General features: G+C 63.0%; 14 protein-coding genes. 6 read left to right on the forward strand and 8 right to left on the reverse strand.

Features of this window, described 5'->3' with window-relative positions; all coding sequences use genetic code 11:
- Nucleotides 1–2: 2 nt before the first annotated feature.
- Together HGP13_RS32520 and HGP13_RS32525 are read left to right on the forward strand one after the other, a co-directional pair.
- On the forward strand, nucleotides 3–1,289 hold the full coding sequence (locus HGP13_RS32520) for an FAD-binding oxidoreductase (RefSeq protein WP_172233767.1): 1,287 nt from the start codon (nucleotides 3–5) through the stop codon (nucleotides 1,287–1,289).
- Nucleotides 1,290–1,670: 381 nt separating this feature from the next.
- A complete protein-coding gene (locus tag HGP13_RS32525) occupies nucleotides 1,671–2,549 on the forward strand; it encodes an SH3 domain-containing protein (protein ID WP_246707200.1) in 879 nt (292 codons plus the stop codon).
- Between the two features lie 30 nt (nucleotides 2,550–2,579).
- Here the strand turns inward: HGP13_RS32525 and HGP13_RS32530 are convergent, their stop codons facing one another.
- Nucleotides 2,580–3,872, reverse strand: a complete 1,293-nt coding sequence (locus HGP13_RS32530) for a Mur ligase family protein (RefSeq protein ID WP_246707201.1) — start codon at nucleotides 3,870–3,872, stop codon at nucleotides 2,580–2,582.
- Between the two features lie 67 nt (nucleotides 3,873–3,939).
- Nucleotides 3,940–4,686: an SDR family oxidoreductase gene (locus tag HGP13_RS32535; RefSeq protein WP_172234953.1), complete on the reverse strand. Its 747-nt coding sequence runs from the start codon at nucleotides 4,684–4,686 to the stop codon at nucleotides 3,940–3,942.
- A gap of 309 nt (nucleotides 4,687–4,995) precedes the next feature.
- On the opposite strand from HGP13_RS32535, the gene zwf reads away from it, so the two are divergent.
- From zwf to edd, 3 genes are all read left to right on the forward strand, one after another.
- A complete protein-coding gene (gene zwf, locus HGP13_RS32540; RefSeq protein ID WP_172233776.1) occupies nucleotides 4,996–6,465 on the forward strand; it encodes a glucose-6-phosphate dehydrogenase in 1,470 nt (489 codons plus the stop codon).
- On the forward strand, nucleotides 6,447–7,163 hold the full coding sequence (pgl, locus tag HGP13_RS32545; RefSeq protein WP_172233779.1) for a 6-phosphogluconolactonase: 717 nt from the start codon (nucleotides 6,447–6,449) through the stop codon (nucleotides 7,161–7,163). Before zwf ends, pgl begins: the two co-directional genes overlap by 19 nt.
- A 70-nt stretch (nucleotides 7,164–7,233) precedes the next feature.
- Nucleotides 7,234–9,057, forward strand: a complete 1,824-nt coding sequence (edd, locus tag HGP13_RS32550) for a phosphogluconate dehydratase (RefSeq protein ID WP_172233782.1) — start codon at nucleotides 7,234–7,236, stop codon at nucleotides 9,055–9,057.
- A gap of 63 nt (nucleotides 9,058–9,120) precedes the next feature.
- Here the strand turns inward: edd and HGP13_RS32555 are convergent, their stop codons facing one another.
- The 4 genes from HGP13_RS32555 to HGP13_RS32570 form a co-directional block, all read right to left on the reverse strand.
- Nucleotides 9,121–10,794: a VWA domain-containing protein gene (locus HGP13_RS32555; RefSeq protein ID WP_172233785.1), complete on the reverse strand. Its 1,674-nt coding sequence runs from the start codon at nucleotides 10,792–10,794 to the stop codon at nucleotides 9,121–9,123.
- Between the two features lie 159 nt (nucleotides 10,795–10,953).
- The gene (locus HGP13_RS32560; protein WP_032938715.1) at nucleotides 10,954–11,952 is read right to left on the reverse strand and encodes a GlxA family transcriptional regulator; all 999 of its coding nucleotides are present in this window, start codon (nucleotides 11,950–11,952) and stop codon (nucleotides 10,954–10,956) included.
- Between the two features lie 28 nt (nucleotides 11,953–11,980).
- Entirely contained in the window at nucleotides 11,981–12,880 is a 900-nt protein-coding gene (gene folD, locus HGP13_RS32565; RefSeq protein WP_172233788.1) for a bifunctional methylenetetrahydrofolate dehydrogenase/methenyltetrahydrofolate cyclohydrolase FolD, read from the reverse strand.
- 183 nt (nucleotides 12,881–13,063) lie between these two features.
- Nucleotides 13,064–15,643, reverse strand: a complete 2,580-nt coding sequence (locus HGP13_RS32570) for a GumC family protein (protein WP_172233791.1) — start codon at nucleotides 15,641–15,643, stop codon at nucleotides 13,064–13,066.
- A 200-nt stretch (nucleotides 15,644–15,843) separates the two neighbouring features.
- On the opposite strand from HGP13_RS32570, the gene HGP13_RS32575 reads away from it, so the two are divergent.
- The gene (locus HGP13_RS32575; protein ID WP_172233794.1) at nucleotides 15,844–17,139 is read left to right on the forward strand and encodes a lipopolysaccharide biosynthesis protein; all 1,296 of its coding nucleotides are present in this window, start codon (nucleotides 15,844–15,846) and stop codon (nucleotides 17,137–17,139) included.
- Nucleotides 17,140–17,485: 346 nt separating this feature from the next.
- On the opposite strand, the gene HGP13_RS38675 is transcribed toward HGP13_RS32575, so the two are convergent.
- Both HGP13_RS38675 and HGP13_RS32585 read right to left on the reverse strand, forming a co-directional pair.
- Nucleotides 17,486–17,980, reverse strand: coding sequence for a helix-turn-helix transcriptional regulator (locus tag HGP13_RS38675; protein ID WP_281410985.1), 495 nt, complete (start codon nucleotides 17,978–17,980; stop codon nucleotides 17,486–17,488).
- A gap of 126 nt (nucleotides 17,981–18,106) precedes the next feature.
- On the reverse strand, nucleotides 18,107–18,685 hold the full coding sequence (locus HGP13_RS32585) for a hypothetical protein (RefSeq protein WP_172233797.1): 579 nt from the start codon (nucleotides 18,683–18,685) through the stop codon (nucleotides 18,107–18,109).
- Between the last annotated feature and the right edge of the window lie 575 nt (nucleotides 18,686–19,260).

The following is a 19,260-nucleotide window of genomic DNA, read 5'->3' on the forward strand; positions in this document are numbered from 1 at the left end:
TCATGAGTTATCAATCTCCGATCTCTCCCGGCCGCTCGTGGTATGAAGAAACCGCGGGGCCTAGACCCGAATACCCGGCGCTTGACGGCGACCGGATCTGTGACGTCGTCATCATCGGTGGTGGCTTCACCGGTCTGTCGGCGGCAACGCATCTGGCCAAGGCTGGAACGAATGTCGTTTTGATCGACGCGTATCGTTTCGGCGACGGCGCTTCCGGGCGTAACGGCGGGCAGCTCGGCACCGGGCAGCGCGCCTGGGCCGAGGACCTGGAGGCCGAATACGGTCTGTCCCGAGCCAAGGCGCTGTTCGATCTCGCCGAGGAGGCGAAGGCGCATCTCATCGAATTCGTCGCAATCAATCAGATCGATATCGACTACATGCCGGGCCAGCTCTCGGTCGCGCACAAGCCGCGCTATGTCGACGACTACAAGGCCCATGCCGAGATCATGGCCAGCCGTTTCTCCTATCCGCATATCTCCTTCATGGACGCGAAGGAGACAGCGGAGCGGCTGGGCTCGAGCGCCTATTTCGGCGGCACGCGCGACACCGGCACTGGCCACATCCATCCCATGAAGCTGGTGATCGGCACGGCGCGGGTGGCGGCACAGGCCGGCGCGCAGCTGTTCGAAGGGACGCCATCGACAGGCATCGTTTCAGCAGGCGGCATAGTCAAGGTTTCGACGCCAAGAGGTACGGTCACGGCCCAAAAGTGCCTGATCGCGGTCAATGCCTATGGCGGTACGCTTGAGCCGGTGAGTGCGGCGCACATCATGCCGATCGGCTCCTTCATCGGTGCGACGGTGCCTTTGGGGACAGATTCAAAAGTGCTGTCCGGGGGCGAGTCCGTCGATGATTCCCGCTTCGTCGTGCGCTATTTCCGTCGGTCGAGGGACGGTCGGCTGCTGTTCGGCGGACGCGAGGTTTATGGCGTCAATGACCCCAAGGACATCCACATCCATATCCGCCGCCAGATCGTGGAACTCTATCCCGCATTGAAGGATATCGAGATCACCCATGGCTGGGGCGGCTATGTCGGCATAACCGTGCCGCGGAAACCATTCGTGCGCGAAGTCATGCCCAATGTGATCTCGGCCGGCGGCTATTCCGGCCATGGCGTCTTGCTGTCGAACTTCTTCGGCAAGCTCTATGCCGAGACCGTTGCCGGCAATCGCGACCGGCTGAAGCTGATCGAGGACCTGAAAATTCCGCCATTTCCCGGCGGTCGACGCTTCCGCACACCGCTGCTTTTCCTGGCGCTCAACTGGTTCGCGCTGCGCGACAGAATTTAGTGCATGTCGCCCAAAAGTGGCCCCCGGTTTTGAGAGAACGACATGCATGAAAACAAGGCCAGAACCGCGCCGCCTGAATCCGTTTCGACGCGATGCGCTTCAGGCAGGATCAGATCGCCATCACGACCTCATGTAATATTGTAATATTCATTGTAACATTTGTTGCCCTAGCGGCACGTTGCGCAAATGCCGGCAAAGGCGCAGAATCCCCAGTTAAGGCGTACTGATGCCACAATCGCGGGCGAAAGGTTCCCGCTTCTGGGCGATTATTCGGGGATTGCTGCGGGCTTGTCCGCGTTGTTTTTGGGACCGATGCCGATCAGACGCCGGACTTCCGGCAGCGATCGAAAGAACACCGGCCCGCTTATGGAGGTGGCAAGAGTGAGAGAGCCCTTCAGTTTCGGTACGCCGGAACGTCGGCGCTTTGCCATGCAGTTTGGATACGACATGCGGCCGTCCTTCTGGCAGGAAGTCCGTTCGAACTCGCATCTGGTGATTGCAGCGGTCGGCACCGCCGCGCTGCTCGGCGTGGCCGCGGTGGCGCTCTGGCTGGCATTGCCGACGAGCGAGCGGCAGGCAGCCGCCAGCCAGGAACAAAGCATTCCGACCATTCCGGTGAAGACAATGAAGATCGTCCCTGCCGGAACCACGGTGGCCGCGGCGACGGTGCCGCAGCCGGCCCGAAAGTCCGACCAGGTGTCACCGACCGTGGCGGCAGCGAAAGCAAACATACAAGCGCTCGCGGCCAATGATCCTCGCTGGACCGGGGCACAGCCAAAGGCCGCTTCTGCGGCCCCTGATGCCGATCAAGCAGCAGCCTCCAGCCAAGTGGCCAGCCAGGGTGAGCCCGCGCCGGACAAACCGGCTACCACGGCGGCATTCGCACAATCGGCGACCGATACCGACGCCACCGCCGAACTTGCCAAGGTTGCCGCGCCGGCACCGGCGGCAAGCAGCAATCCGGACGGCGCGCAGACCGCGGCCATCCCGGAGGTGCAGCCGCAAGCACCGGAACAAAAACCCGCAAATGCACAAGACGACAATGCCAAGGCGAAGCCGCGAAAGGTAGCGGCGGCGGGCAGCGGCCTTATCCTCAGGGCTGTGACCATGCGCAGTGCCCCGAAGAAGGGAGCTACCCCCATCGGCACTGTGCCTGCCCGGACTTCAGTGCAACTGATGGGCTGCAAGCAGTGGTGCGAGATCGTCTACAACGGCAAGCACGGCTGGATCTACAAGAGCTACATCAAGCCCGGCGCCTGATGCACAGGCGCATTTGCAGCTGAGACCGGCCTATGACGACCCGCCGCCGAACAGGCGCCGGAACCGCTGCCTTCTTCTGGCGTGCCTGCGCCGCCTGACATGGTCGCCATGCTGCTCGAACGGCACCTCATACAGGCCGCAAGTGTCGCAGCCCTCGCGCTTGCCGCAGACAGGCATCCAGCATTTGACGTCATGCGTCCAGGCGAGCGCGATGCGCTCCAAATGAAGGTTTGAAGAGCTTTTGACCAGGATCAACTCGCCCGGCACTGCCGTGCGCCTGATATGGTCGGAGACTTCCTTCGGCGTGCGAAGCTCGACGAACCGGCCGCTGTCGCGGTCAGCCTGCCCTGCCCCGGAGCGATGTGCATTGTCACCGGTATAGATCACCTGATCGGCGATTTCCCGCGCAGCTTTGTAGGCTTGGGCGTATTTCCTGGACGAGCCGGAATAGTCCGATATCTGGCCAAGCACGATGCGCTTGCGATCGACAGTGGCCTTCGCCACCATGTCCAAGGCAAGGTTGATCGAGTGCCACGGCGCCTTGGCGGCGTCGACGATGAAGTGCGGACCATCGTCGGTGACGAGCACGGCACAGCGATTGGCCAATGGCTGGAAAGTCGCCACCTGGGCGGCAATCTTATCCGGAGCGACGCCCAGTTCGAGCGCCGTCGCGACCGCAGCAGCGGTCGGCAGCCAGAAATGTTCGCCCGGAAACGGCGTCTTGAGTTCAAGTATGCCGCCGCGCCAGTGGATCGAAAGCGTCAGGCGATCCGGATAGGCGGCGTGGATGTCAGTGACACGATAGTCGGCCAATTCAGCCGTGCCGAAGCTGACGACACGGCATCCGGTGCCAGCAGCCATGCCGGCCACGTGGGGATCGTCGGCGTTGAGGACCGCAAGGCCGTCTGGCCGCAGCGCTTCAACCAATGCGCGTTTTTCCCTGGCAACATTCTCGACGGTTCGGAAACTGGAAAAGTGCTCAAGGCGAACCATGGTGACGACAGCCACATGCGGCTGCAGCATTTCCGCCATTGGCCGCAGCGTGTCGACGCCGAAGGCGCCGGCTTCGAAGACGACGTAGTCGACCTCACCCGCTTGCCTCATGCGCTTGTAGAGCGTGCTGACCAGCGAGTTGATGGTGTTGGCGAGCACGCGTGCATAGGTCGGCCGATGGGCGGCCAATATGTGCCCAAGCAGCGCCGTGACCGTCGATTTTCCCGAACTGCCAGTGACGCCGATGAAGGTCGCCTTACTTTTCGCCCGGGCGCGCCTGGCCCTGTAGACCTTGACGCGACGCTGCAACTCTTCGCGAATCTTCCGCAATCTCGCCTTCATCGCGCCCTCTAGCCTCTGAAACACTAGGCCATGGGAACCTCAAGTCAAATGCGCTTCAGATGCAGCGGCCGCCATCGACCTCCAGCGCCACGCCGGTGATGAAGGCGGCTTCATCCGATGCCAGCCAGAGCGCGGCATTGGCGATATCGAGCGGCGTCGACAGCCGGCCAAGCGGGATCGAGGCGCGAAATGTCTCGCGAATCTCGAGCGTGTCGGCGCCCATGAATCTCTCCAGCATGCCGGTTTCGCCCGCGACCGGACAGAGGCAGTTGACGCGGATGTTCTTTGGCGCGAGTTCCACCGCCATCGATTTGGTGGCTGTGATCGCCCAGCCTTTCGAGGCATTGTACCAGGTGAGGCCGGGGCGTGGCCTGAGACCAGCGGTGGACGCCGTGGTCAGGATGACGCCGCCGCCTTGCCGCTCCATGATCGGCACGACGGCAAGGGCTGCGTGATAGATCGCCTTCATGTTGACCGCGGTGATCAGGTCGAACGTCTCCTCGTCGACCTTCAGCATGTCGCCGTTGCGATGGGTGAAGCCGGCATTGTTGACCATGATGTCGATGCGGCCGAAGGCGCTTTTTGCGGCATAGACCATCTCGTCGAATTCGGAGCGGAGCGAAACATCCGTCTGCGTCCAGATCGCAGCCTCGCCGATCTCGCCGGCGACGCGTTCCGCACCCTTGGCGTTGAGGTCGGCGACGACCACCCTGGCGCCCTCTTCGGCAAAACGCTTGGCCATGCCTTCACCGAAACCGGATGCCGCGCCGGTGATGATGGCGACCTTGTTTTCCAGACGCATGCTTTTCCCGCTCATTGATGTCTTTCCGGAGCCAATAAGGCGACTGACCGCCTCGGCCCATGCCGCGACAGACAACGCGCTATTTCTCCCTTAGCTTTCGTCACATTCACGTTCTATGCTGCAACTGCGAAAGCTTCCGGAGTCTTCGTTCACCGACAAGCCTCCGGCAAGCGCCAGTGTCAAGCGCACAGGTGGACCCAATCAATATCCGGCGATTGGTCCTCGCTGTGACACCATGGCACTGGAAAATTTAAATCGATTAGAATATATCAGCCGCGTACTCGCTAGCGGCGTCAAAGCGGACAGACCATGACCAGCCAGATCATCCCCGTCGACCCTTTCGACTTCATCATTTTCGGCGGCACCGGCGACCTGTCGGAACGCAAGCTTCTGCCATCGCTCTACTATCGCCAGCGTGACCATCAATTCTCCGAGCCGACACGCATCATCGGCACGTCGCGCTCGAAGATGAGCGATCAAGAATTCCAGGCCTTCGCCAGCCAGGCGATTTCCGACCACGTCAAGCCGGCCGATATCGACGCCAAGGAGCTGAAGACCTTCCTGGCCCGGCTTTCCTACGTCTCCGCCGATGCGACGACCGGCGCCGGCTTCGACAAGCTCAAGAAGGCGATCGGCGAGAGCCAGAGCATCCGCGCCTTCTACCTCGCCGTGGCGCCGGCGCTGTTCGGCGATATCTCGCACAAGCTCAAAGAGAACAAGCTAATCACGCCGAACTCGCGCATCGTGCTGGAGAAGCCGATCGGCCGCGACCTTGCCTCGGCGCAAGCGCTCAACGATCTGGTCGGCGACGATTTCCACGAAAGCCAGATTTTCCGCATCGACCACTATCTCGGCAAGGAGACGGTGCAGAACCTGATGGCGCTGCGCTTTGCCAACGCGCTCTATGAGCCGCTCTGGAACTCCGCCCATATCGACCACGTGCAGATCACCGTCGCCGAGACCGTCGGCCTGGAAGACCGCGTCACCTATTACGACAAGGCCGGCGCGCTGCGCGACATGGTGCAGAACCACATGCTGCAGCTGCTGTGCCTCGTCGCCATGGAGGCGCCGTCATCGATGGACGCCGACGCCGTGCGCGACGAGAAGCTGAAGGTGCTGCGCGCGTTGAACCGCATCAACGGCAACGAGGCGCCGAAGCAAACCGTGCGTGGCCAGTATCGCGCCGGCGCCTCTGCCGGCGGGCCGGTGAAGGGCTATGTCGAGGAGCTCGGCAAGGACAGCAACACCGAGACCTTCGTCGCCATCAAGGCCGAGATCGGCACCTGGCGTTGGGCGGGCGTGCCGTTCTACCTCAGGACCGGCAAGCGGCTGGCGACCCGGGTTTCGGAAATCGTCATCGAGTTCAAGCCGATCCCGCATTCGATCTTTGGCGACAGCGCCGGACCGATCTTCGCCAACCAGCTGGTCATCCGGCTGCAGCCCGACGAAGGCGTCAAGCAGTTCATCATGATCAAGGATCCGGGTCCGGGCGGAATGCGGCTGCGCCAGATCTCGCTGGATATGAGCTTCGCGCAATCCTTCGACGGCCGTGCGCCCGATGCCTATGAACGGCTGATCATGGATGTCATCCGCGGCAACCAGACGCTGTTCATGCGCCGTGACGAGGTCGAAGCGGCGTGGAAATGGATCGACCCAATCCAGAATGCCTGGGAAGGCGCCAAGCAGGAAGCACAGGGCTATACGGCCGGAACATGGGGGCCATCGGCCTCGATAGCGCTGATCGAACGTGACGGGCGGACATGGCACGAGAGCAATTGACCAGCGCCAGCTACAACTGGAACGCTTTCCCCGACCGGCCGCAACTGGCGGCGACGCTGGCTGGCCGCGTGGCCGATCGCCTGAACAAGGCAATCGCCGAGCGCGGCACGGCCGTGCTGGCCGTGTCCGGCGGCACGACGCCGGCAAAGTTCTTCGCCGCCCTCTCAGTGGCGCCGATCGCCTGGGACAAGGTGATCGTGACGCTGGTCGACGAGCGTTTCGTGCCGGCCTCCTCACCGCGTTCCAATGCCGGGCTGGTTGCCGCCAATCTGTTGCAGAACGCAGCCAAGGCGGCGCGCTTCGTGCCTCTCTACCATGAGGCATCAGGCATCGAGGATGCAGCGGCATCCGACGATGCCGCATTGCGAACCCTGCCCTGGCCACTCGATGTCGTGGTGCTCGGCATGGGGCCGGACGGCCACACCGCCTCGTTCTTTCCCGATGCCGACGATCTGGCAAAACTCCTCGATCCGGCCTCGGACAGGATCATCCTGCCGGTTCATGCGGCCAGTGCGGGCGAGCCTCGGCTGACCCTGACGCTGGCGCGCATCATCGATGCCGGCTTCATCGCGCTGCACATAGAGGGCGAGGACAAGCGCATCGCCTTTGACGGCGCGGTCGCGCCCGGACCGCGAAAACCGATCCGTGCCGTACTCGACGCTGCACCCAGGCCCGTAGAGGTTTTCTGGGCGCCCTGATCTTACGTTTAGTGGTCCCGGCAACTGCGGGAGGATGTTTCCGGGACCTCGCCTGAAAGGACCGATCGCCATGACCGCAAGACGCGACATCGAAGCCATCACGGAGCGCATCCGCCAACGCTCGAAGGCAGGACGTGAGCGCTATCTCGGCCGTATCGCCGAGGCATCGAACCAGACCGCCAACCGGTCGGTGCTGTCCTGCGGCAACCTCGCCCACGGCTTTGCGGTGTGCAGCCCCTCGGAGAAGCTGGCGCTCGGTGCCGACAAGGTGCCCAATCTCGGCATCATCACCTCCTACAACGACATGCTGTCGGCGCATCAGCCCTTCGAAACCTTCCCAGCGCTGATCAAGGACGCCGCGCGCGAAGCCGGCGGCATCGCCCAGGTGGCCGGTGGCGTGCCGGCAATGTGCGACGGCGTCACGCAGGGCCAGCCCGGCATGGAATTGTCGCTGTTTTCGCGCGACGTGATCGCCATGTCGGCAGCGGTCGGCCTGTCGCACAATATGTTCGACGCCGCGGTCTTTCTCGGCGTCTGCGACAAGATCGTGCCGGGGCTGGTGATCGCGGCACTGACCTTCGGCCATCTGCCGGCAGTGTTCATCCCGGCCGGGCCGATGACGACCGGCCTGCCCAACGATGAGAAAGCCAAGGTTCGCCAGCTTTATGCCGAGGGCAAGGCGGGACGCGCCGAGTTGCTCGAAGCCGAGTCCAAATCCTACCATGGGCCGGGCACCTGCACCTTCTACGGCACGGCCAACTCCAACCAGATGCTGATGGAGATTATGGGCCTGCACACGCCGGGCGCCTCCTTCGTCAATCCTGGCACGCCGCTGCGCGAAGCCTTGACGCGCGAGGCGACGAAGCGGGCGCTGGCGATCACCGCGCTCGGCAACGCCTATACCCCGGTCGGGCGCATGATCGACGAGCGCTCATTCGTCAACGGCGTCGTTGGCCTGCATGCCACCGGCGGCTCGACCAACCACACCATCCACCTGATCGCCATGGCGGCGGCAGCAGGCGTCGCCCTGACCTGGCAGGACATTTCCGACCTGTCGGAAGCCGTGCCGCTCTTGGCGCGCGTCTACCCGAACGGCCTTGCGGACGTGAACCATTTCCACGCCGCCGGCGGGCTCGGCTTCCTGATCCGCGAACTGCTGGACGAAGGCGTCCTGCACGGGGATGTGCAGACGGTGTGGGGCGAAGGCCTGCGGCCCTATGCGGTCGAGGCAAAGCTCGGCGCCGACGGCTCCGTGGTGCGCGAGGCCTCGCCGCAGGCAAGCGGCGACGAAAAGGTGCTGGCGCCGTTCCACAAGGCGTTCCAGCCGACAGGCGGGCTGAAGGTGCTGGCGGGCAATCTCGGCCATGCCGTCATCAAGACCTCGGCCGTCAAGCCGGAACGGCGCCTCATCGAGGCGCCGGCCAAGGTGTTCGACAGCCAGCAGGGCCTGAACGAAGCGTTCAAGGCGGGCACGCTGACCGGCGATTTCATCGCCGTCATCCGCTTCCAGGGTCCGAAGGCCAACGGCATGCCGGAACTGCACAAGCTGACCACCGTGCTCGGCATCCTGCAGGATCGCGGCCAGCGCGTGGCCCTGGTCACCGACGGGCGCATGTCAGGCGCTTCCGGCAAGGTGCCGGCGGCGATCCATGTGACGCCGGAAGCGGTCGAGGACGGGCCGATCGCCCGGATCCATGACGGCGACATCATCCGCCTCGACGCCGATGCCGGCACGCTCGAAGTGCTGGTACCGGGGACGGAATTCGCGCTGCGTCGTACCGCGGAAGTCGATCTCATCGGCAACGAGTTCGGCTTCGGCCGCGAGCTTTTCGCCGGTTTCCGACAGCTGGTCGGCCGTGCCGACCACGGCGCCAGCGCATTCGGAACCGCCTGATCGTCTTCCGGATGTTCAATAAAAAAGGGCGGCCTTGAGCCGCCCTTTTTGTCCGTCTGCATTCTACTGTACTTTAAGCTCGGTCCGCTCGCCGGCCTTGACCGTGAACGGCGTCTCCTTCTCGGCCTTGTCGGTGGTGAAGGTGGTCACCAGCGCATAGTCGCCGGCCGCCAGCGTCGTCTGCATCTTTTCGCCATAGGCGTAGGTGATCTGCTTGCGCTCGCCCTGGAGGTTCTTCTTGGCCTCAAAGATCTTGAAGCCGTCCGCGCCTGGCGCGTCGACCGCCAGGACGCCCGCGTTCAGTATCACGTTGACATCGGTCATCTGCCCGACCGTCACACTGAAAGGCTGTTCGGTGGACACGGCCTGGACATCGACGCCCATCACATAATCGCCCGGAGGCAGATCGAACTGGCTGTCGGGGCCGTAGGCGTAGGTCACCTGATCGCGCGTGCCATCGAGCTTCTTGGCCGCCTTGTAGACCTTCCAACCCACATCGGTCTCGGCCTTCTCGCCGCCCTGGGTGTAGAAGGCGTTGGCCTTGGCCTTGCCGACGCCAACGATGATGTCCTTGTCGACGACCTGGCCGGCGGCAAGCTGCATGGTCTCGCTCGCCTCGCCGGCTCCCAGCTTCACGGTGATCTTGGTCTCGCCGGCCGGGACGACGTACTTGACCTCGCCATAGTTGCTGTCGGACGTGCCGCCGGGATAGGCGATGATGATCTGCGCATTGCGGTCGACATCGGCGCCGGGCGCCGGCCGGGCGTGGATGGAAATCTCCGCGGCATTCAGGTTGAGCGCCACCTCCGTCGTCTTGTCGGCCGTCAGTGAGACCTTCTGCTCGGCCTTGGCGGCGCCGCTTGTGGCTACGACAATGTAGTTGCCAGCCGGAATGTGGAACTTGATGGCGTTGTAACCGTAGTTGACATTGTCTCCACCGACACCCTTGGCATCGTCCTTGAAGACTTCATAGTAGACGTCTGTCTTCGGCGCCTCGCCGCCCTCTTTGAGGAACGCTTGCGGGATGAGATTGTAGTCAACCTCGGCTGCTTTCGGGGCGGGCGCAGGAGCAGGCGCCGGTTCGGGGGCTGGCGCGGGAGCCGGGGCTGGTGCGGGCGCTGCGACGGTCTCGACCAGCGCTTCCTGCAGCGCCTTCTCGTCGGAGGCCTGGATGTACTTGCCGCCGGTGTTGTCGGCAAGGCAAGCGATCTGCTTGCCTTCGTCAGCGGTCAGGCCGAAGCCGACGACGTCGGCGGTGAAGTCGACGCCGGACGCCTCGAGTTCCTTGCCAAGCGCACAGGGGTCGCCGCCGCAGGTTTCGAGCCCGTCGGTGATTAGAACGACGGTCGCCTTGTCCTCGGTGTATTTCAGCGCTTCGGCCGCCTGCTTGACGGCCGCCGTCAGCGGCGTCTTGCCGAGGAATTTCAGACTGTCGGCAGCATCCGTGATGGCGCTTGCCGAGCCCGCCTGGGGCGGCACGATCAGCTGGATGTCCTCGCAGCTGCCCTTTTCGCGATGGCCATAGGCCATGAAGCCGATCTCGTCGTCGGCGGGAACCGATTGAAGCACGGTCCTCAGCGACTCCCGGGCGATTTCGAGCTTGGGCTTGCCGTCGATCTGCGCCCACATCGAGCCGGAAGCGTCGAGAATGATGATGACCTTGTTTGCGGCAAAGCCGAACGTCGTCATGAAAAACAGGAAGATCGCCGCAGCGACGCCCCGCGCAAATACCGCCATCGAAATCTCCTGAGTTAGCCCCCTAGTCCGCACAGGGAAGCTATTTGACGCCGCGTCAGGACACAAGCCCAGGCGCTGCCATCTCGTTCAGGCGCCCTTAGCGGGAACAGAGCGTTCGTGCCGGGCAGCGGGCGTCGCGAGCCCAGACCGGAGTCCGGCTCAATAGGTCGTGCGGCGCTCTTCCGAAGGCGGCCTGCCGAATTGCAGCCGGTAGCTCTGGGCGAAATAGGAGTGCGATGTGAAGCCGGTCGCGATCGCCACGTCGAGGATCGGCATGTTGGTCTGGCGCAGCAATTCGCGCGCCCGCTCCAACCGCAACCGCATGTAATAGCGGCCAGGCGTGACGTTGAGGTGGCGCAGGAACAGGCGCTCCACCTGGCGCACCGAAAGGCCGGCCGATTTGGCGAGCTGCACCGCCGACAGCGGCTCGTCGAGATGGTCGGCCATCAGTTCGACGATGCGCCTCAGCTTCTCAGACTTGCCGGTCAGGTCGCGTTCCGGCCCGACGCGCTGGCGGTCGCCGGCAGAGCGGATGCGTTCGTGCTGAAACTGGTTGGCGACGCCATTGGCGAGGTTGGAGCCGAAGTCACCGCGCACGATCTCCAGCATCAGGTCGATCGAGGTGGTGCCGCCGGCGCAAGTGTAGCGCTTGCGGTCAATCTCGAAGACATTGCCGGTACAATTGATGTCGGGGAAGCGCTCCATGAAGCCGGCGCGGTTTTCCCAATGGATGGTGCAGCGGTAGCCGTCGAGTTGGCCGGCCTCGGCCAGCAGGTAGGATCCGACCGACAGAGCGCCGAGCGCGTTGCCGCGCCGGCCCCAGCTGCGCAAAGCAGCCAGAACCTTGCTCTTGCCGGGGAATTCCGTCGTCAGGCCGACCGAGACGAAGAGGATGTCGACCGGCGGCAGGTCGGCGACGGCATAGTCGATCTTGAGCGGCAGACCGTTGGACGCCATCACCGGATCGCCATCGGCCGACACCGTCGTCCAACCATAGAAATCGCGGCCGAGCAGTCGGTTCGCCGAACGGAAGGTGTCGATGGCGGCGGCCAGCGAGAACATGGAAAACTTGTCGACCAGCAGGAAGGCGAACTGCCGGCCACCTTGAACGGGATCACTCGTGACCGGCCGTTCCGGGGAAATGGTGGGGTTCGGCAAAACTGGCGCTTTCAGGGTCAACCCGGGCTCAGAAGGAGGGCCGCTTCAATCCGGCCGCAAGGTAGGCGGAAGCTAACGTATTGGCCATCAGCATGGCAATGGTCATCGGCCCGACACCGCCAGGCACCGGCGTGATGGCGCCGGCGACCTTGGCCACCTCGGCAAAGGCGACATCGCCGACGAGGCGCGACTTGCCCTCGCCCTTCTCGGGTGCGGGAATGCGGTTGATGCCGACATCAATGACGGTGGCGCCGGGCTTCACCCAATCCCCCTTGATCATCTCCGGCCGGCCGACGGCGGCGACCAGGATGTCGGCCGTGCGGGCAAGCGCCGGCAGGTCCCTGGTGCGGCTGTGGGCGATGGTAACGGTGCAGTTGGCGGCAAGCAGCAGATTGGCTATCGGCTTGCCGACGATGTTGGAGCGGCCGACAACGACCACGGCGAGGCCGGACAGGTCCTTGCCGTGCACGCGCTCGATCAGCAGCATCGAGCCGGCGGGCGTGCAGGGAACAAAGGCCGTGTCGAGTTCGCCGGTGCCGAGCTTGCCGACATTGATGAAATGGAAGCCGTCGACATCCTTCTCCGGCGCGATGGCCTGGATAATCTTGCCGGCATCGACATGGGCGGGCAGCGGCAGCTGCACCAGGATGCCGTTGATGGCCGGATCGGTATTGAGGTCGCCGATGATCTTGAGCAGCGCCTCCTCGGAGGTGTCGGCCGGCAGCGTGTGCTGGAGCGAATGAAAGCCGCATTCCTTGGCGGTGCGCGACTTGGAAGCGACATAGACCTGGCTCGCCGGGTCCTCGCCGACGATGACGACGGCGAGACCGGGCTTGGCCTTGCCCTTGGCGACCAGCTCGGCAGTCAGCGTCTTGACCGTCCGCACCACATCCTCGGCAACGCTCTTTCCGTCAATCACTTCGGCCATGAACTATCCTCAACACTGTTTTGCCCATCGCCGCTTTCGACAACACAACGCAGCGTCATCGGCAGCATGCAGCGCGGCATTGTCACGAAAATTCCGGCACGCAATCCCGCCAAAGCGCCGTCCCATGCCGTTTACGCGAAAACCGGGATGGTTTTGTTCGGCCTCGGCAACCTATTTTGTGGCTCAGAAGTAGCGGCGGCGGGTGCGGCTCTCGGTGAGTTCGCGAACAGCCTCGCGGAATTCGCGCAGGCTGGCGCGAATTTCCTCGATCGGCGCCTGTTCGGCGCTTTCATCGACCGGCGAAGGCTCAGCCGGCGGCTGGGCTGGATAGGCCGACGGTTGCGGCGGAGCGGGCTGCGGATATGGCACATGCCCGGCATAGGGCGACATGGCCTGCGTATAGGGGGAACCCGCCGGCGGCTGTGGTTGCCAAGGCTGCATCTGCGGATAGCCCGCCTGTTGTGCAGGGGGATAGGGCGGCGGCGCCGGATAGATTGGCGGCGGCATCAGGGGCGACCGCGACGGCGGCCCCATCGGCTGGGAATAAGTGGCATCGAAGCCTGGCGGGAAAGACGGCCGCGCATAGTCCGACGGCCGAGGCATGAAGGCGGAATCCGGGTTCGGGACGCCGGAGGGCGTGGCAGCATCCGCCGGCCGCGTGTTTCCACCAAAGGCGGGAAACTCGCTGTCGTCATCCGCCTCTGTGGACGGCTTGCGGGATACGGCATTGCGCAGCTTCGCCATGAGCGCGGCGATACGCCCGGGCCCTTCGGCGGGAGCGGCTTCGGCCTGTGCCACGGGCGGTGGTGATGCTGGCGGCGGCGATGCAGGTGGCGGAGGTGGAGGCGCCGGGGGCACCGGCGCTGCCGGCATTGGTGGCGCGGGCGGCGGTGCTGCCCGGAATGCCTGCTCCTCAGGGGGCGCTTTGCGCTCGCGGCGCGATCGCGAGTTCGCGGTCTCGCGCAGGCTCTCATAGGCCCCACGCATGGCGCCGAGGCCGACACCAGAGGCAAAGCCGAGCAGCAGGCCGGCAAGTGCCATCAAGGCGCGCGACGGCCCCTTCGCCTCGAGCGGCGCAAAAGCCTTGGAGATCACGTTCATATTGGCGGTGTTGATGTCTTTCTGCTCGCCAGTCTCCTTGGCACGCAGCAGATATTGTTCGTAGACGGAGCGCTTGGCAGAGGCCTCACGCTCCAGTTCGCGCATCGACACCAGATCGTTGTTGACGTCACCGCTGCGGACCTTGAGCTGGGCAAGGCGGGAGGAGAGATCCTGCTCGAGCTGGACGGCGCGTTTCAGGTCGACCTGCAGCGAGGAGGCGATGCGGCGCAATTCACCAGCGATGCGGTCGCGCGCGCCGGCGATCTGTGCGTTGAGCGCCTGGAGTTCAGGATGGCGCGGGCCAAGCCGGATCGCGGCACGGTCCGCCTCCTGCTTGAGCGTCGCATATTGCGAGCGCAGATCGCTCATCGTGTTGGAGTTGATCTCTTCCGGCAAGGTGCCGGAGAGAACCGAATTGACGTCGATCGAGCGCGCCGATGCCGCCCTTGCATTGAGCTCCAGCGTGCGGGCGCGGGCGACCGAGAGCTGCTCGTTGAGCTTCAGCATCTCGTCGTCGCTTATCAGATGGCCCTGTGCATCGACCAGATCATGCGAGGCCCTAAACTCCTCGACCTTGCGCTCTGCCACCTCGACGCCTTTGCGCAGCTCATCGAGCCTCGCCGTCAGTTCGTCGGTCGCGCGGCCGGCGGTGTCGGACTGGATCTGACCGAAAGTCTGCAGGAACACGTCCGTCATCGTGTTGGCGATCAGGGCCGATTTCTCGCCATTCTGCGTGATCGCACTGACGGTGATGACGAAGGTCTTGCCGCCGCGCTCGACCGAGAGGCTTTCGGCCAGGTTGCCGACGGCAAGCGCGCGGCGGCGAACCTCGTCGGCACCGCTTGGGCCATCCTGGTGCGGAAGAATTGAGCGAATGAGGGACCTGATGCCAAGGCCGCCGGCGCCCTGACCATTGAACTCAGGATCATTGCTCAGGTTGAGCTTGTCGACGACCTTGTTCAAAACTGTGCCCGAGGTCAGCACCCGGACCTGGTTTTCGACGATGGCGAGTGTGGCGTCGGAAGCGACGACATTCTGGGTGAGGTCGCGGTCGGTTAGCTTGAGGTCGCGCGGATCGACGATCAGTTCGGCGGTGGCTTCATATTTCTTCGGCGTCGACAGCGCGATGGCGATGCCGAGCCCGGCGCCGATCAAGGTGGTCGTGATGATCAGCAGCTTCGACCTGGCAATGCCGCGCACCACCTGCATCGGATCGATCAGCGGCTTCCACTGCTGATCATCCCTGCGATCGCCAAAGGATGCATTTGCTTCGCCCTCATAGCGGGGTCCGGAGGCCTCGTGAGACCGAGCGCTGCCGGACGGTTCTTCAGCGGCCGACCCTGCGTACGGCGTGGCCGGCGGCAGATCGCTGGTGCCCGTGTCGTCCTGCGAGCGCCAGGCGTTGTCCTGCGCAGCCGCTCCCGGTTGCTCATCCGACTGGAACCGCTCCGTTCCGGCGGCAGCGGAAGGCGTTGGGTTCGCCCGCGCCTCACGCCGTGAACGGGCAAGGCGATGGCGCGTGGCGGCATCCTCGCGCCAGGCCGAATCTGCCCGGTCCCCTATCGAGACCAGGGACGCGTCATCCTCACCGCGCATGGCCTGGCCGAGTGCCAGCAAGGAACGCTCGCGCCTCCAGTCTTCACGGTTCTCCCTGTCGACCATTGTCTTGGAGCTTCACTCTTTGGCCGCTTGGCAGCGGCGGTCGGCCAATCGTTAAGTCACGCTAAACAAGCATAGGAAACAAAAGGTTAATTTCGGCAGGCCGGCGGGTAAGCTTTTCATAACCTCACGGGCGGGAATTTCAGCGCAGCCAGGCCTCAAAACGGCACGTTAAGCTTTGCCGCCTATGGCTTCTCTCAGACATGACCGAGGCTCGCGGGATACCGCAAAGGCGGACTTTTGCCCGGATCGGCACTTTCGTGGCCGAACGACGGGGGCTGGTGCGCGACTATTTTTCGGCGATCAGCGGCGCCGGCGGGCGACTGGTGTTTTCGCTGGCCTATTTCATCGCGCTCGCCAACACGCTGTCCATCTCCGAATTCGGCATGTTCGCCACCGCGTCGGCGGCCGGCGTGATGCTGTCGCGGATCCTGGCCTTCGGTTTCATCTCGGCGCTCTATCGCACCGCCACCATCCGCCCCAATCTGATCGGTACCTTCACCGCCGGCTTCCTGCTGCTCGGCATCGTCTCGCTGCCGTTGCTGGCCGCGGCCTCGTTCGGCGTCTACCTGATCTTCTTCGCCGGCACGGTGCCGCTGTCGGTGTTTTCGGCGATCGTCTTTGCCGAAGCGCTGTTGTGGCGGCCGGTGGAGGTGGCTCTGATCGTCAACAACGGGCTGGGCAAGTTCGGCCGTGCCGCCGTCCTGGCGATCCTGGCGACGGCGCTGCGGGCGCTTGGCGCGGTGCTATTCATGCTCTGGGCCCAGCACAGCATCTGGATCTGGTCATGGTTCTATATCGGCGCCAATGCCGCCTCGCTGGTCCTGGCTTTCGGCTGGTTCTATCCGCGCCAAAGACTGCGACTGCGCATCGAGCTTTACCTCAGGCGACTGGCGGATTCCCTCTACGTGGCCGGCGCCGAAATTCTGTTCTACCTGCAATCGGAATTCGACAAGCTGCTGGTGCTGGCGATCGGCGGGCCGCATCTGGCCGGCATCTATGCCATCATCATGCGGCTGGTCGACCTGACCGCGATCCCGATCCGCACCTTCTCGATGATGCTGGTGCAACGCATGATGCGCGCGCCGGACCTGTTGTCGCGGCTGACGGTCAAGAGCGGCATTGAGGGCGGCGTCTTCCTGGTTTCGACGCTGGCGCTGCTGGCGCTTGGCATCGTGCTGCATTTCTTCCCCAACGCGCTCGGCAGGAATGTCTCCGAAGCAGCACCCCTGGTGGCGCTGGCGATCTGCGTTCCGGGGTTGCGCAATCTGGTCGAATACCAGGCCGAGCTTCTTTTCGCGCGCGGCCAGACGGCGGTGCGGGCGCTCAATCTCGGCCTGCTCGCCGCATTGAAGGCGCTGCTGCTGATCTACGTGCTGACCACCATCTCCGATACGTCGAAGCTGGTGCTCTCGCTCAACATCGTCTTCCTGCTGCTCTATCTCGCCTCGATGCTGCTGACCTATTCAGCAATGCGCAAACCGGCGAAGGCGATTTAGCGCAGGTCGATCCAATCCATGATGGGCGCTACGGCCATTCTATGATATTGATTTTTAAGAATTTTTTCTTTAACATCAAATCGTTAGAATGTGAATCGGCCCTTTAATTGGATGCCGATCTGGAGTGTTTTGGGCCGTTTGACAGCGGGCGCTCTTTTTCAAACCGATCAGCTGGCGTCACTGAATCTCTCCCTTGACGCCACCAGGCCGCAATTTTCGAACATGCTGCCACGCTTCTAGGCGAAACGATTCAGGGATTTCACTTTACGCAGAGGAGAAGACGGTAGACGGCCGGTGCGAAGCCTATTGGCGGTGCAGGTTACTACGAGACAGCCGCAAGCGTCTATCAGCCGGTCTTGCGGTCATCAGGGATTGGTTCGTCGGTCGCCTTGGTGTCCCTATTCGCGTCGAGGTCCGCCAATGCGGCGATTACTCCTGCAAGGCGACCCCGCACCCGTGGAGGAAGCTGCATCAGCCCCTCGATCAGATGCCGGCCTTCCGCGCTGGCAATATACTCGATGCGCACGTCGACCGGCAGAGGCGCAGCCCTACGGCCGGTCTCATTGCCAGGTAGGCCTTCGAAGAAGCGGCTGACAGGAACGTCAAGCGACATGCTGATCTCGTAGAGCATGGACGCGCTCACGCGATTCCTCGCGTTCTCGTATTTCTGAAGCTGTTGGAAGCTGATGCCGATGGATCGGGCAAGCTCGGCTTGCGATACGTCCGACTGGACACGAACCGTCGCGATCTGCCTGCCGACGTGCTGATCTGCGGAATGCGGACTACACTCGGTTTCGGGCTTTGGCCTTGCTCGGATGACGCGGGCGCGTGTTGATACCACCAATGCCTTTCGCAAATTGCATCGCTCCTTGTAGAAAAGTTGGTCGCGGTAGACTCCCCTCGCGAGGCTCGCAGAACTTTCGGAATGAAAGGGGCTGCCAAAGTGCTCGAAAACGGCCTTGTGCAGTTAGGTAGGCTCTGGGCGCCCAGCGATCCGAGCAATATCCTCCAGGACCGAGCGGATCTGCGGCCAAGGAAACTCCGGATCGTCCTTCGACGGTTGCCCTTCCCTGAGTATGGCATCAAGATTCGCTGCCACACCAGCAAGGGAGATAGCCGGTGTTTCCGACAATCCTTCAAGCAACGCTTCCGCCCGATCGGCTGCCTCACTTTCAGCGCGCAACGTGGCTGAATAGCCAATCGCCCGATCAAAGGCATCCCAGCGCGCCTGATGAGCCGCCAATTCGGCCTCGACCTTCGCACCAACCGCCAAGTCGGCAGACCCGACGCCGAGCACATCGCGAAGTGCCTCAACTGAGTGCAGCGTAACGGTCCTACCATCGGACAACTGGATCATAACTTTTGGAAAGCCGACTGTTTCTGTGAGATTCCGTTCCAAACGCTGCTGCTCGTCGCTGAACCTTTCGGTCTCTTCGTGAGCAGCTTGCCATGCGCGCCACGCTGCTATCGCAGGGTCGGTTGTTGCTCGAAATAGTCCCCTACGGATGACGGAACGCAAAGTCGTGCTATTGTCGGAATCAGCCATGATCCGAGCTCCAAACAGCTTGGGTTGTGGTCAGGCCGAGCGACGTGTTCGAGCACGTCGTTCGGCTGCAAAGCGCGAATCACAAGTTACGTACATACCGTACATTACGGACACGACCATTGTCAAACACGCCTTATCCTATTGAAAGCAAAACTGAGCGCTTCGAGTTGCGGCTCTCAAGTGACTTGCTTGCGCGCGTTGACGAATGGCGGCGCAATCAGCCAGACCTTCCCACTAGATCAGAAGCTTTCCGCCGACTGGTAGAGGCTGGTCTAGGCTCTAAATAGCTAGCGGCCCTGCCCAATCCTTGTGGTTAGCAGTCGATGGAGATGGGCTGTTCGCTTGATTTTTTATCGACTGATATGTGGTTGCCACTCGCATAGGAGTTCGTTCGGCTGCTCGAAGAAATCATCGCGCCAGACGTTTTTACGGCAGCCCAGACGCTATGCACTCGTAACAGCTTTACCCGCGAAGATGGCACACCGTTGAACTACACGTTGGTCAACGTTGACAACTGGTGCAAGAACAGTTTCGAAGTTGAACGCCGAAGCTGGTGCTGTCGCTCAACATCGTCT

Origin of the sequence: Mesorhizobium sp. NZP2077 (genome assembly GCF_013170805.1) — a bacterium.
Classification (GTDB): Bacteria; Pseudomonadota; Alphaproteobacteria; order Rhizobiales; family Rhizobiaceae; genus Mesorhizobium.